This is a genomic window from Pseudomonas sp. MIL19 (genome assembly GCF_028680365.1).
Taxonomy (GTDB): Bacteria; Pseudomonadota; Gammaproteobacteria; order Pseudomonadales; family Pseudomonadaceae; genus Aquipseudomonas; species Aquipseudomonas spirodelae.
Window position 1 is genome coordinate 29,497 of the sequence record NZ_JAPPVG010000029.1, and the last position, 12,592, is coordinate 42,088.

Genomic DNA, 12,592 nt, shown 5'->3' on the forward strand with positions numbered 1-12,592 from the left:
CTCGCGACTCTATTGACCATGCCTACAGCACGTTAGGCTCAATCTCCAGCTCAACCGCAAAACGCTGCGCAACATCCACCTGAATATGCCGTGCCAACCCCAACAGCTGCGCACCAGTGGCCGCGCCATAGTTGACCAGCACCAGCGCCTGCAAGCGATGCACGCCCGCATCACCCTCGCGAAAACCCTTCCAGCCCGCCCGCTCGATCAGCCAGCCAGCGGCTAATTTGACCTGCCCGTCGGCCTGCGGATAAGCCACCAGATCAGCATATTCATCGCGCAAACGCTGCGCCAATTCAGCCGATACCAAGGGGTTTTTAAAGAAGCTGCCGGCATTGCCCAGCTCAGCTGGATCAGGCAGTTTTTCACTGCGAATGGCGCATATAGCCTGACTGACATCCAGCGCCGTAGGGACACTGATGCCCTGCTCCGTCAAACGCTGGCGCACCGGGCCGTAATCCAGATGCAGTGCAGCAACGCGGCTCAAGGCAAAACGCACACGCAGGATGACCCAGCGCCCACTTTCGCGCTTGAACAGGCTATCGCGGTAGGCAAAGGCACAGTCCTGCAGAGAAAACTCGCGCAGCTCGCCAGTGTGGCGATCCAAGGCCGTTAAGCCCGCAAACAGATCCTTCAGCTCAACCCCATAAGCACCGATGTTCTGCACTGGCGCTGCACCCACAGTGCCGGGAATCAGACTGAGGTTTTCCAACCCGGCAAAGCCCTGGGCCAGGGTCCACTGCACAAAGGCATGCCACGGCTCGCCCGCCTCCGCCTCAATCAGTACGCGCTCGCCGTCATCCTCGAGCAGGCGAATACCGCGACTGGCCATACGCAACACCAACGCCTGAACATCAGCAGTGAGCAGCAAATTGCTGCCGCCGCCCAGCAACAGCAACGGCAACTGCTGCGCGTGCGCATAATTTAACGCCTCGCGCACCTGCTGATCGTTTTCAGCCTCGGCAAAATGGCTGGCCTGGGACTCGACGGCAAAGCTGTTATAGGGTTTCAGCGATACCTGAGTGCGCACCTGCAAGCTCATACACGCTCCTTAAGCTCAAGCACCAAGGCATCGCAGGCTTGCTCGATCAAGTCCAGCACTTGGGCAAAACCGGCTTCGCCACCGTAATAAGGATCAGGCACCTCATCCAGCGCCAACTGATAACGGCGCAAGAACAGGTCCAACTCGGCCGAAGCGTTGCCTGGTCGGAGTTGCTGCAAGTCATTCAGATTGCTCGCATCCATCGCCAACACCAGGTCAAAAGCATGAAAATCGGCGGCATTGACCTGCCGCCCACGCAGAGCGGACAAATCATAGCCGCGCTGCTGCGCGGCTTGCCGGGTGCGCACGTCAGCAGCCTTACCGACATGCCAATCGCCCGTACCGGCCGAGTCGACCTCAATGCGACCCGCCAGCCCGGCCTCACGTAGCTTGTGGCGCAAAACACCTTCCGCCGTAGGTGAGCGGCAGATATTGCCCAAGCACACAAACAGAATGCGCATCAGGCCCCCAGCAGGCGACGAACCCGCTCCAGGTCTTCTGCGGTATCAACGCCCGCTGGCGGTGCTTCGAGTGCATCGGCCACATGAATACGCACGCCATGCCAGAGCGCGCGCAGTTGCTCAAGACACTCGGTGTCTTCCAGCCAGCAAGGGCCCCAGCTGACAAAGTCATGCAGAAACTGCGCACGATAGGCGTAAATACCGATATGCCGGCGATACGGCACACCCGCTGGCAGCTCGTCACGATTCTTGGCGAAAGCATCCCGCGCCCAGGCCAACGGCGCACGACTAAAGGTCAGGGCCAGGCCGGTTTTATCACTGACCACCTTGACCACGTTGGGATTGAACAGCGCCTGTACATCCTCAATCGGCTCGGCCAGGGTGGCGATGGCTGCTTGCGGATTAGCGGCCAGGTTGGCCGCCACCTGATCGATGATCGCCGGCGGAATCAGCGGCTCGTCGCCCTGTACGTTGACCACGATGGCGTCAGCCGCCAGGCCGAGAGCCGTGGCCACCTCAGCCAAACGATCGGTACCGGAGTTGTGGTCAACGCGGGTCAGCACCACCTGCGCACCAAAACCACGGCACACCTCGACGATCCGCGCATCATCGGTCGCCACCACCACCTGCTGGGCGCTGCTTTTGCACGCCTGCTCCCAGACATGCTGAATCATCGGCTTGCCAGCAATATCCTGCAGCGGCTTGCCTGGCAGGCGAGTGGAAGCGAAACGCGCCGGAATCACAACGGTAAAGGCAGTGCTCATTTACTTGTCCAGACGTTCGTCGACGTTGAGGGTGCGCGCTTCGGTTTCCAGCATCACCGGAATGCCATCACGCACCGGAAAGGCCAGGGCGTCGGCCTTGCAGATCAGCTCGCTTTTATCAGCCGCGAGCTTCAGCGGCCCCTTGCACAGTGGGCAGGCGAGAATATCGAGTAGTTTCGGGTCCATGGGAGATCCTTGAGAGGAAGCAGTTGCTGAGGCGGACGAAACCGCCGAATGATCAGAACAATCAGGTGCGCGGCACAAGGCGCTGCAATTGCTGATCAAACCAGGCGACAAACGCGGCCGAGGGCTCGGCATCCACCGCCAGGTACCACCAATCGTCAGCCGCAAAGGCACGGCACTTGACCGCATCCTTTTCCGTCATCACCAGCGGCAGCGCCGGGCTGAAATTCAGCAACTCGGCGCTGTAGGGCGCATGGTCGGCAAAGGCGTGCGCGACAGGCCGCCAGTGTAGCCCTTCGAGGGTGTTGAAGAAACGCTGCGGGTTGCCAATACCGGCGACCGCATGCAGGGCCTGACCGGGTGGAAAATGGCTCAGCGGACACTTTTCGCCGCTGTGCAGGTTAACCAGAGTATGCGGCCGCAGCGTAAATCCATAACCACCCTGCGGATCGCTTGATGCGCCGTTATAGAGCAATGCATCGACGCTTTGCAGGCGTTCGACCGGCTCGCGCAGCGGGCCGGCCGGTAGACAGTGACGGTTACCCAGACCGCGCGCCGCATCGATCAGCACCAATTCCAGGTCACGGGCCAACCGGTAATGTTGCAAACCGTCGTCACTGAGAATCAGGTCCAACGGTTCCTCAGCCAGCAAGGCCGCCACCGCGCGACTGCGGTCCGGGTCGATCATCAGTGGCACGCCACTGCGCTGCACAATCAATAGCGGCTCATCGCCAGCCACGCGGGCCGCCTGATCAGCCTGTACCCGCCAGGGTAACTGTGGCGGTTGCGCACCGTAGCCGCGGCTGACCACACCGACGCGCAGCCCCTGGCTACGGCAGTGCTCGATCAACCAGAGAATCATCGGCGTCTTGCCAGTGCCGCCAACGGTGATATTACCCACCACCACGACCGGCACCGGAGCACGGTAGATCTCGCCCTCACCCGCGAGAAAGCGCGAGCGCTTGCGCTGCACTACCGCACGATAGAGCCATTCAAGTGGACGCAGCAGCCCCAGCGCCGGATGACCGGCGTACCAGGCAGCCGTAATGCGGTCAGTCAGACTCATCGACGGGCAAGCCTCAAGGCGCGGCTTGCGCCTCAATGGTGGTCATGCGCAGGTGGGCAAAGCCCAGCTTGCCGGCGGCATCCATGGCGGTAATCACCGCCTGATGCTGCGTCTTGGCGTCGGCACTGATGATCAGCGGCAGGCTGTTATCGCCTTCCGACTCCTTCTGCAGCGCCGCCATCAGGCTGGGCAGATCGCTTTTCAGCAACTGTTTGGCATTCAGCGAATAGCTGCCATCGGCGGCAATCAGGATTTCCAGCTGCTTCAGCTCGGTCTGTTCTGGCGGCGTGCCCGTGGCGGCTTCCGGCAGGTCGATCTTGAGCTGGGTTTCCCGAGTGAAGGTTGTGGTCACCACAAAGAACAGCAGCAGGATAAATACCACGTCGATCAACGAGGCCAGGTTGATCTCAACGTTTTCCCGCGGTTTACGCCGGAACTTCACGCCTTGCCCTCGCCCATATCAACATCGCGGTCGCCTTGTACCACTTCAACCAGACGAATCGCTTCCTGCTCCATGCCCACCACCAGCTCATCGATCCGGCGCTGCAGGTAGCGGTGGAAGAAAAGGGCCGGAATCGCCACCATCAGCCCCGCGGCCGTGGTGATCAGTGCCGTGGAAATACCGCCAGCCAGCAATGCCGCATTGGCCATGCCCGAGCCCATAAACGAGCTGAAGATTTCAATCATGCCCAGCACCGTGCCGAGCAAGCCCAGTAGCGGTGCGATGCCGGCGATAGTGCCCAGGGCATTTAAGTAGCGCTCCAGGTCGTGAATCACCCGCGCGGCGGCTTCTTGAATGCACTCTTTCATGATCTCGCGACCATGCTTGGAATTGGCCAGCCCAGCGGCGAGGATCTGCCCGAGCGGCGAATTGGCCCGTAATTCCTTGAGCCTCTGGTTATTCAGTTTCTTTTCTTTGATCCACTTCCACACCTGACCGAGCAGGTTGGGTGGGGTGATGCGGCTCGGCCGCAGTGTCCAGAGGCGCTCGGCAATGATGCCGGCCGCAGCGATAGAACACAGAATGATCGGCAGCATCATCCAGCCGCCAGCTTTTACCAGTTCCCACACGGTGGCAGATCCCCTTCACAAAAGTGGCGCCACTCTAGCATAGGGTCGCGGCCTCGCCGACCGCTGCCGTTCTCATTTTTCCCGCCAAAAACGTGCGTAATCACGCAAACCTTGCGCCGGCTCGAATGCACCCAGGCGAATCCGTACCGCGCCATGCCGTGCGGTGTCATAAGGCTGCGCCGTAATCGCCTGATAACGCGTCAGAACCTCAGTATGCGGATGAGCAAAAGCATTGTGTGCACCCCGTGAAATCAACACAGCGGACGGCTTAACCTTCGCCAGTAGTGCTGCAGACGAAGAGCTGCGGCTGCCATGGTGAGGCGCCAGCAACCAGTGTGCAGGCATCGCCAAACCGCTATTGAGCAGCGCGCGCTCAGCCTGACTGTCAATATCACCTGTCAGCCATAGGCGCTCACCACTGGCCTCGATGCGCAACACACAAGACGCCTGATTACCATTGACCGCACCGGCCCATTGCCAGGTGCTGAAGTGCACGCCGTCCCACTGCCAGCTCTCTGTGGCACAGGCCTGCGCTTGAAGTGAACGCGCCAACTTGTAGGGTTCACCGCTGATGACGCGCCCAACCGGCAGCCCACGCTTAATGGCAACAGCACCACCGGCATGGTCGCTATCGGCATGACTGAGCAACAGCAGATCAAGCCCACGCACATCCAGCGCCCGCAGCGAGGGCAGCACTACCCGTTCGCCCGTATCGAACTCGCCAAAGCGCGGCCCGGCGTCATACAGCACCTCATGTTTCTGGGTGCGTACCAGCACCGCCAGCCCCTGCCCCACATCCAGCATCCATACCTCAGCCCGGCCGTGCTCAGGCCGCGACTGCGCGGTGAACAACAATGGCATTAGCATTAATACCCCAAGGCTGCGTACTGGCAGAGCGGCCGGCAATAACAGCACCAACGCACCCAGCGCCACCAGCAGCCAAGCCCAAAATGGCAATGCACTGGGTAACCAGGCAGGCATCCACAGGGCCAGTTGCGCAAGCAAGCCGAATAGCCAATCCAGCAGCCAACCAGCGACGCCGAGCAACGCAGCACCCACCCCAGGCAACGGCAGCAATAGCGTACCGAGCAAGGCCAACGGCACCACCAGCAAGCCCACTACAGGCACGGCCACCAGGTTGGCCAAGGGCCCGCTGGCACTCACGGGCAAACCCAGTGCCAGCAACAAGGGCAGCAAACCAATCGCCATGGCCCACTGCGCGCGCAACAGCGTGCCCCACCAAGGCCAGGCACCCAGCCTGCCGCTTAAGATCAGAATCAACAGCATCACCGCGCCAAAGGATAACCAGAACCCTGGCTGCAAGCTGACCAGCGGCTCTAACAGCAACACCGCCAGCAAAGCCAACAGCACAGGCAACCCCACACCCAGGTGGCGAAAGCGCCAACGCCATAACAGCACCAGAGCGACCATCACGCAGGCGCGCTGTACCGGCACTTCAAACCCAGCCAACGCGCCATAAGCCAAAGCGCCCGTTAAAGCCAGCACGCACGCGCAGGGCAACCAGGGCCAGCGCCGCGGCCATAACCCCAGACGCGCCAACACAGCAACCAGGCCATACAAAAGCGTTGCTAACAGCCCTATATGCTGGCCTGAGATCACCATCAGATGCACCGTACCGGTGGCCTGTAGCACCTGCCAATCGGCTGTCGACAGCCCTGCGCCATCACCCAGCACCAACGCGGCCAAAGCACCTGCACGGCCATACGCTGGAGTTGCCAACAGATGTTGCCGCAAGCGATCACGCCACGCCCCGGCGCCACTGGCTGGATAAATCAGCTCACCCGCTTTCACTGTGCCGGTAGCCCCAATACGCTGCGCCAACAGCCAGGCTTCATAATCAAATGCCTGTGGATTGACCAAACCATGGGGGCGCTTGAGGCGAACCGCTAGGCGCCAAGTCTCCCCTGCATGCAGCGCGGGCCCGCCATACCAAGACAGGCGTAACCGTTCGGGCAACGCCCCGCGGCGCGAAACCGCCTGCTCTAACTCGAAGCGCACCACCCCTTCACTGACATCGGGCAGGCCGACCACCCGCCCCTGCAACCACAGCGTGCGCGCATCTAATGATGGTGCCAGACGATCATCCAGCGCCCACTGCGCCGAGACGCAGGCACACGTAAAGCCGAACAGAAACAAGGCAATGGGATAGCTGCGAAACGGCAACAGCATCAACCCCACAATTGGCAAAAGAGCCAGCAACCAGAACGGCGGCAAGGCTGGAAGAAAACGCAGCGTCAGTAGCCCGGCCACCAACGCTAATATGCCGCTGCGCATAGACTCACTCCTTGAGTCGGGGAGAATACTTAGCCTGAAGACCCACGCTTGCTTATCTGCTGTCACAAAGTGTGAAAGCAGGCAGCGCGCAATGGGTGCATAATGTCGGCGCTTTTACCTGCCAGAGAGCCTTCATGCCGCGTCGTTTATTTAAGCGCTACATGCCTCACCCAGACCGCATCAAGGACAATAAATCCCTGCGTTTTCTGGGCAGCCTGATTCATGACCCCAACCTCTGGCACCTGAATCGCCATTCCGTTTCGCGCGCTATGGCTATCGGCCTGTTCTGGGCGATGATCCCCATGCCTTTGCAAATGCTGGCTGCCGCAGCAAGTGCAATAACCGGCCGGGCCAACCTGCCGATCTCGATTGGCCTGGTCTGGCTGACCAATCCGATTACCATGCCGCCGGTGTTCTACTGCAGCTATAAATTCGGTGCTTGGTTGATGAATACGCCGACCCTGCAAATGCCGGATCACATCACCATCAGCTGGGTCGGCCATGTCTTGCAAACCCACTGGCAGCCACTTTACCTAGGCTCGCTGGTGATCGGCTTGGTGCTCGGCCTGATCGGCTATTTCGGCACCAATGCCTACTGGCGCTGGTGGGTGCAGCACAACTGGCGCAAGCGCCAAGAAAAACGCCAGCAACACTGAAACAAAAAAGCCGTTACTGAGTAACGGCTTTTTTGTTTCGATCAGCCTAGCTTATTCGTAGCGCAATGCATCGGCTGGCTGGATACGCGCGGCACGCCAAGACGGGTAGACGGTGGCCAGGAAGCTCAGGGTAAAGGCTGCGCCACAGATCAGCAGGACATCCGACAGCAGCAGCTCTGATGGCAGGTTGCTGATGAAGTAGACATCCGAGCTCATCACCTGCTGGCCGCTCAACTGCTCGACCCAGCCCACTAACTGGCTGACATTCAGCGCAGCGAGCACACCCAGCACCGCGCCGATCACCGTACCGATCACGCCGATCACCGTGCCTTGGACCATAAAGATGCCCATGATCTGCCCTGGCGTCGCGCCGAGGGTACGCATAATGGCGATGTCCGCGCCTTTATCTGCTACCACCATGATCAACGTAGCGATGATATTGAAGGCCGCCACGGCGACGATCAGCAACAGCAATAGACCGATCATGGTCTTTTCCATTTTCATCGCACTGAACAGACTGCCTTGGGTCAGGGTCCAGTCGCTGGATGTGTAACCCGCCCCCAGGCCACGGACAATCTGCGCAGCCACCTGTGGCGCTTGATACAGATCCTGCAGTTTCAGGCGCACGCTTTGCACCTGGCCTGGCTGCAGGCGCTGAATATGCGCAGCATCAGCGACGTGAATCAGCGCCAGGGAGCTGTCCAGCTCGGCGCCCACCTTGAAGACCCCCACCACATTCAAGCGCTGCATACGTGGGCTGATACCGCCCGGCACGCTGCTCAGCTCCGGCACAATCAGCGCCAGCTTGTCGCCCACCTGCAGCTGGAAGCGCCGCGCGGTGATCTCGCCGAGCACCACACCAAACTCGCCCTCACGCAGATCGCTCAGGCGCCCTTGCTGCATATGCTTATCGATGATCGAGACTTGCGGCTCCAGCGCCGGATCAATGCCGTGCAGCTGTATCGGCTGCATAGCCCCGCGCACCGAAAGCATGCCTTCCAACTCGGCAAAGGGCACCGCCGCGAGCACCTGCGGGTTGTTCTTCGCGGCTGCGGCAACCTGCTGCCAATCATCTAGCGGCTGCGCACCGGCAATACTGGCGTGCGGCACCATGCCGAGGATGCGCGTACTCATTTCCTTCTGGAAACCGTTCATCACCGACAGCACCACAATCATCGCCAGCACGCCTAGCGCCAGGCCGATCATCGAGGTCATCGAGATAAAGGAAATAAAGTGATTGCGCCGCTTGGCCCCGGTATAGCGGATACCGATAAAGATACTCAGGGGACGAAACATCAGGCGGCCACCAACTTGCCGTCTTCGAGACGCAAAATACGGTCCATTTGTCGGGCCAGTTCCATGTCATGGGTGACGACCAGGAACGCGGTCTGCGAGGACGTGCTCAGTTCCTTCATCAGGTCCTGAATGCCTTGCGCGGTGTGATGGTCAAGGTTGCCGGTAGGCTCATCGAGCAATACCAGCCCAGGCTGGTTAACCAGGGCGCGGGCAATCGCCACCCGCTGACGCTCACCGCCGGAAAGCTCCGAGGGTTTATGCGCCAGGCGATGACCGAGGCCCACCCGCTCCAACAGCGCCGTGGCGCGCTGGCGTGCTTCGGTGATTGACGTACGGCCAATCAGCAATGGCATGCAGACGTTTTCCAGCGCGGTGAATTCTGGCAGCAGATGGTGAAACTGGTACACAAAACCCAATGCGCGGTTACGCAGCAGGCCGCGCTGCTTTTCATTCAGCGCCGATAACTCCTCGCCGGCCAGCCAGACGCTGCCAGTGCTCGGGGTATCCAGGCCGCCAAGCATATTCAGCAAGGTGCTCTTGCCCGAGCCGGAACTGCCAACAATCGCCACGCGCTCACCAGGGTGCAGCTCAAGCTGCAAGTCGTGCAGCACGGCCACTGATTGCGGACCCTCGTCGTAGCTTTTACCCAGGTTGCGACAACTCAACACTGCACGATCTTGCATAACCGAATCACTCATAACCTGATCATTCATAACGCAGAGCCTCCGCCGGCTGGGTACGCGCCGCACGCCAGGCCGGATACAGGGTGGCGAAAAAACTTAGAACCAGGGCCGCACCGCAGACCAGCAGCACGTCCGCCAGCATCAACTGAGACGGTAGGTAGTCGATGAAGTAAACATCGGCATTGAGGAACTTGATCCCCAACACGCCTTCCAGCGCAGCAATGGCGCTGCTGATATTCAAGGCAGCGAGACAACCCAGCACTGCACCGATGGCTGTGCCGAATACGCCGATCACCGTACCTTGGACCATAAAGATCGCCATGATCTGCCGTGGAGTTGCGCCCAGGGTACGCAGAATGGCGATATCGCCCTTCTTGTCAGTGACCACCATCACCAGGGTGGAGATGATATTGAATGCCGCGACCGCAACGATCAGCAGCAACAGCAGGCCAATCATCGCCTTCTCCATGCGGATCGCCTGGTACAGGTTGCCGTGGGTACGCGTCCAGTCGCGGGCATAGTAATCGCCCTCGCCCAGGGTTTGCGCCAAGGCCCAGGCCGTGCGTGGGGCTTCAAACAAATCAGCGAATTTCAGGCGAATGCCCTGGACCTGATCAGCCTGCCAGCGCTGCAAGCGCGCCAGGTCCTGCACATGGGTCAGGGCCAGGTGGCCGTCAATTTCACCGGCACCCACATGAAAGATGCCAACCACGGTAAAACGCTTAAGCCGTGGGAACATGCCAGCCGGCGTCACCGTGACTTCAGGCGCTACGAAAGTGACCTTATCGCCCAGACCGACGCCCAGTTTGGCGGCGGCTTTGTCACCCAGCACCATGCCGAACTCGCCAGGCTGCAGCGCCTGCAGACGGCCCTGCTGAAAGAAATTGTCAATGATCGAGACCTTGGCCTCTTCAAGCGGATCAACGGCATTGATCAGCACTTTTTGCACCTTGCCGGCGTTGGTCAGCAGGCCTTGCATCTGGCTAAAGGGGGCCACCGCCAGCACTTGCGGATTGCTCTGCGCCTGTTCGGCCAGGCGGCGCCAATCGTTGATCGGCGTGGCACTTTCCACCGTGGCGTGCGGCACCATGCCGAGTACGCGGGTGCGCATCTCATGGTCGAAACCGTTCATCACTGACAGCACCAGAATCATCACCAGCACACCCAGTGCCAGCCCGATCATCGAGGTCAGGGAGATAAACGAGACGAAGTGGTTACGGCGCTTGGCCCGCGTGTAGCGCGTGCCGATAAATACGAACAGGGGTCTGTACATTTCGAGGCTGACTTGAGGGAAAAAGAAACGTCCTTGTGGCGGGGGTTGGCGAGCAGCCTTACACTCTGACCACTACTGCTGCCATGGGTTCGCCATGCCGACTCAAGATGAAAATGATCGTCGCGAATACTATCGTATCGACGATACGATCGCACTGGAATTCACCCTACTCTCGGGCGCCGAGGCCCTGGCCAGTGACGAACTTCACGACAACTCGCCGCTGTTCAACCTACTCAGCGACCTGCATTTGATGGACTTCGAGTCACAGCATTTGCTGCGGCATATTTCAGAGCGTGATCGTACTCTGGCCAATTACCTCAAGGTCATGAACAAACGCATCGACCTGCTCGGTCAGGCCGTCGCGCAAAGCCTGCTGCGCGAAATTGGCACACCGCGCCGGGTCAGCCTTTCCGAAGGGGGCGTCAGCTTCAATAACCATCAGCCAGTGGCCGAAGGGGCGCACCTAGCACTGAAGATGGTGCTGATGCCGCAAGCCCTGGGTCTGCTATTACGAGCCAAGGTGGTGCATTGCCAGGCATTACCCTCGCAGCAATTTGAGATTGGTGCGGAGTTCGAAGCCCTCAGCGATGCCCAACGCCAGCTCCTCGCCCGGCATATCCTGCAACGCCAGGCACTGGAACGTCGCCAAGCCCGCGAGCAGCCACCACAACCCTGATAGCGAGCCAACATGCCACGCCTGTTTCTGCTTATTGCCCTGCTGTTGCCCTTTAGTGCGTTCGCCGACACCCTGCAAATCCCTCTGGGCCAGCAAGGTGCCAGCGGTCTTGCACTGCCGCAGCTGGGTGAGTCACAACGCGCCGTACTGGAACGTTTCGGCCTAGCCGATGAAGAACACCCAAGCGTTGGCAACCCACCGATTACCCGCTGGGATTACCGCGAGTTCAGTGTCTATTTTGAGAACACGCACTTAATCAGCAGCGTCCGCCATCATCAGCCCGGCACAACCCGGCACAACAAGGAGCCACAGTGACAGTTATCTATGGACATCGCGGCGCCAAAGGCGAGGTGCCGGAAAATACCCTGGCCAGCTTCCAGCAATGCCTTAAGCATGGCGTGCGCCGCTGTGAGCTGGACCTGCACCTATCGCGTGATGGCGAGCTGATGGTGATTCACGATCCCACGCTCAAGCGCACCACCGGCCGCCGCGGCAAGGTGGTCGAACATGACGCTGCTGAACTGGTGGGTTATGACGCGCGCAAAGGCGGCCCTGGCGCCGTGTCGCCCTGCCCCATCCCACGCTTGGAAAAACTGTTCCAACAATGCGACTTCGAGCACTGGCAGCTGGAAGTCAAAAGCGCCTCTAAGGTCCGCGCCGCGCGCATGGTTGAGGCCATTAGCGAGCTGGCTGAGCGCTACAAACTGACTGACAAAGTCACGGTAACGTCCAGCTCACGCGAGGTACTTGGCGCGCTGCAACGCCTGACGCCGCATTTGCAACGCGGCTTGGTCGCCGAGTACGCCTGGCTCGACCCACTTAAAGTCGCCAAGCATTACGGCTGCCATCTACTGGCCCTTAACTGGACACTGTGCACCCCGGAGCGCCTGCTCAAAGCGCAAAAAGCTGGCTTGCATGTCTCCGTATGGACAGTCAACGAGCCAGCGCTGATGCGGCGCCTGGCCGATTTCGGGGTGGACAGCATCATCACCGACTTTCCCGGACTCGCCGTGCAGACGTTGGGTTGAGCACCTCAGTCAAACGTCACGATCGGGTAGGAGGCGGCCTCACGGCCGCCGTCCTCCCACACCACCGTGCGTACGGTTCCGTACACGGCGGTTCAGGC

The 12,592-nt window shown here is 60.2% G+C and carries 15 protein-coding genes; 4 read left to right on the forward strand and 11 right to left on the reverse strand.

Annotated features, from left to right (window positions below; all coding sequences use genetic code 11):
- Window positions 1–22 precede the first annotated feature (22 nt).
- The 8 genes from murB to N1078_RS15865 all read right to left on the reverse strand — a co-directional run bounded on the left by murB (window position 23) and on the right by N1078_RS15865 (window position 6,882).
- Window positions 23–1,042, reverse strand: coding sequence for a UDP-N-acetylmuramate dehydrogenase (murB, locus tag N1078_RS15830; protein ID WP_274089118.1), 1,020 nt, complete (start codon window positions 1,040–1,042; stop codon window positions 23–25).
- Window positions 1,039–1,503 (reverse strand): low molecular weight protein-tyrosine-phosphatase, encoded by a 465-nt coding sequence (locus N1078_RS15835; protein ID WP_274089119.1) that lies wholly within the window; start codon window positions 1,501–1,503, stop codon window positions 1,039–1,041. The genes murB and N1078_RS15835 overlap by 4 nt, the downstream gene beginning before the upstream one ends.
- The gene (gene kdsB, locus N1078_RS15840; RefSeq protein WP_274089120.1) at window positions 1,503–2,267 is read right to left on the reverse strand and encodes a 3-deoxy-manno-octulosonate cytidylyltransferase; all 765 of its coding nucleotides are present in this window, start codon (window positions 2,265–2,267) and stop codon (window positions 1,503–1,505) included. The genes N1078_RS15835 and kdsB overlap by 1 nt, the downstream gene beginning before the upstream one ends.
- A complete protein-coding gene (locus N1078_RS15845) occupies window positions 2,268–2,453 on the reverse strand; it encodes a Trm112 family protein (RefSeq protein WP_090387286.1) in 186 nt (61 codons plus the stop codon). It lies immediately after the preceding gene.
- Window positions 2,454–2,514: 61 nt separating this feature from the next.
- Window positions 2,515–3,516: a tetraacyldisaccharide 4'-kinase gene (lpxK, locus tag N1078_RS15850; protein ID WP_274089121.1), complete on the reverse strand. Its 1,002-nt coding sequence runs from the start codon at window positions 3,514–3,516 to the stop codon at window positions 2,515–2,517.
- Between the two features lie 13 nt (window positions 3,517–3,529).
- Complete coding sequence (locus N1078_RS15855; protein ID WP_274089122.1) at window positions 3,530–3,958, reverse strand: ExbD/TolR family protein; 429 nt, start codon at window positions 3,956–3,958, stop codon at window positions 3,530–3,532.
- Entirely contained in the window at window positions 3,955–4,587 is a 633-nt protein-coding gene (locus N1078_RS15860; protein WP_274089123.1) for a MotA/TolQ/ExbB proton channel family protein, read from the reverse strand. The genes N1078_RS15855 and N1078_RS15860 overlap by 4 nt, the downstream gene beginning before the upstream one ends.
- Window positions 4,588–4,659: 72 nt before the next feature.
- Window positions 4,660–6,882, reverse strand: coding sequence for a DNA internalization-related competence protein ComEC/Rec2 (locus N1078_RS15865; protein ID WP_274089124.1), 2,223 nt, complete (start codon window positions 6,880–6,882; stop codon window positions 4,660–4,662).
- A gap of 134 nt (window positions 6,883–7,016) precedes the next feature.
- Here N1078_RS15865 and N1078_RS15870 point away from each other — a divergent pair, with 134 nt between their 5' ends.
- Window positions 7,017–7,538: a DUF2062 domain-containing protein gene (locus N1078_RS15870; protein ID WP_274089125.1), complete on the forward strand. Its 522-nt coding sequence runs from the start codon at window positions 7,017–7,019 to the stop codon at window positions 7,536–7,538.
- Window positions 7,539–7,589: 51 nt separating this feature from the next.
- Here the strand turns inward: N1078_RS15870 and N1078_RS15875 are convergent, their stop codons facing one another.
- From N1078_RS15875 to N1078_RS15885, 3 genes are read right to left on the reverse strand one after another with little or no spacing between them, the layout of a single operon-like run.
- Complete coding sequence (locus tag N1078_RS15875; RefSeq protein WP_274089126.1) at window positions 7,590–8,834, reverse strand: lipoprotein-releasing ABC transporter permease subunit; 1,245 nt, start codon at window positions 8,832–8,834, stop codon at window positions 7,590–7,592.
- A complete protein-coding gene (gene lolD / locus N1078_RS15880; RefSeq protein ID WP_274089132.1) occupies window positions 8,834–9,517 on the reverse strand; it encodes a lipoprotein-releasing ABC transporter ATP-binding protein LolD in 684 nt (227 codons plus the stop codon). Before lolD ends, N1078_RS15875 begins: the two co-directional genes overlap by 1 nt.
- A gap of 22 nt (window positions 9,518–9,539) precedes the next feature.
- Complete coding sequence (locus N1078_RS15885; protein WP_274089127.1) at window positions 9,540–10,790, reverse strand: lipoprotein-releasing ABC transporter permease subunit; 1,251 nt, start codon at window positions 10,788–10,790, stop codon at window positions 9,540–9,542.
- Window positions 10,791–10,884: 94 nt separating this feature from the next.
- Here N1078_RS15885 and N1078_RS15890 point away from each other — a divergent pair, with 94 nt between their 5' ends.
- The 3 genes from N1078_RS15890 to N1078_RS15900 are packed head-to-tail and all read left to right on the forward strand — an operon-like array spanning window position 10,885 to window position 12,494.
- The gene (locus N1078_RS15890; RefSeq protein WP_274089128.1) at window positions 10,885–11,466 is read left to right on the forward strand and encodes a PilZ domain-containing protein; all 582 of its coding nucleotides are present in this window, start codon (window positions 10,885–10,887) and stop codon (window positions 11,464–11,466) included.
- Window positions 11,467–11,478: 12 nt separating this feature from the next.
- Window positions 11,479–11,781 carry a phosphodiesterase gene (locus N1078_RS15895; RefSeq protein WP_274089129.1) on the forward strand — a complete coding sequence of 101 codons (303 nt, stop codon included), beginning with the start codon at window positions 11,479–11,481 and terminating at the stop codon, window positions 11,779–11,781.
- A complete protein-coding gene (locus N1078_RS15900; protein WP_274089130.1) occupies window positions 11,778–12,494 on the forward strand; it encodes a glycerophosphodiester phosphodiesterase in 717 nt (238 codons plus the stop codon). The genes N1078_RS15895 and N1078_RS15900 overlap by 4 nt, the downstream gene beginning before the upstream one ends.
- The last annotated feature ends 98 nt before the right edge of the window (window positions 12,495–12,592 follow it).

Excerpts from the sequence above, each read along its gene's own strand:
- murB (WP_274089118.1), bottom strand. The coding sequence starts at position 1,042 with ATGAGCTTGCAGGTGCGCACTCAGGTATCGCTGAAACCCTATAACAGC.
- N1078_RS15835 (WP_274089119.1), bottom strand. The coding sequence starts at position 1,503 with ATGCGCATTCTGTTTGTGTGCTTGGGCAATATCTGCCGCTCACCTACG.
- kdsB (WP_274089120.1), bottom strand. The coding sequence starts at position 2,267 with ATGAGCACTGCCTTTACCGTTGTGATTCCGGCGCGTTTCGCTTCCACT.
- N1078_RS15845 (WP_090387286.1), bottom strand. The coding sequence starts at position 2,453 with ATGGACCCGAAACTACTCGATATTCTCGCCTGCCCACTGTGCAAGGGG.
- lpxK (WP_274089121.1), bottom strand. The coding sequence starts at position 3,516 with ATGAGTCTGACTGACCGCATTACGGCTGCCTGGTACGCCGGTCATCCG.
- N1078_RS15865 (WP_274089124.1), bottom strand. The coding sequence starts at position 6,882 with ATGCGCAGCGGCATATTAGCGTTGGTGGCCGGGCTACTGACGCTGCGT.
- N1078_RS15870 (WP_274089125.1), top strand. The coding sequence starts at position 7,017 with ATGCCGCGTCGTTTATTTAAGCGCTACATGCCTCACCCAGACCGCATC.
- N1078_RS15875 (WP_274089126.1), bottom strand. The coding sequence starts at position 8,834 with ATGTTTCGTCCCCTGAGTATCTTTATCGGTATCCGCTATACCGGGGCC.
- lolD (WP_274089132.1), bottom strand. The coding sequence starts at position 9,517 with ATGCAAGATCGTGCAGTGTTGAGTTGTCGCAACCTGGGTAAAAGCTAC.
- N1078_RS15885 (WP_274089127.1), bottom strand. The coding sequence starts at position 10,790 with ATGTACAGACCCCTGTTCGTATTTATCGGCACGCGCTACACGCGGGCC.
- N1078_RS15890 (WP_274089128.1), top strand. The coding sequence starts at position 10,885 with ATGCCGACTCAAGATGAAAATGATCGTCGCGAATACTATCGTATCGAC.
- N1078_RS15895 (WP_274089129.1), top strand. The coding sequence starts at position 11,479 with ATGCCACGCCTGTTTCTGCTTATTGCCCTGCTGTTGCCCTTTAGTGCG.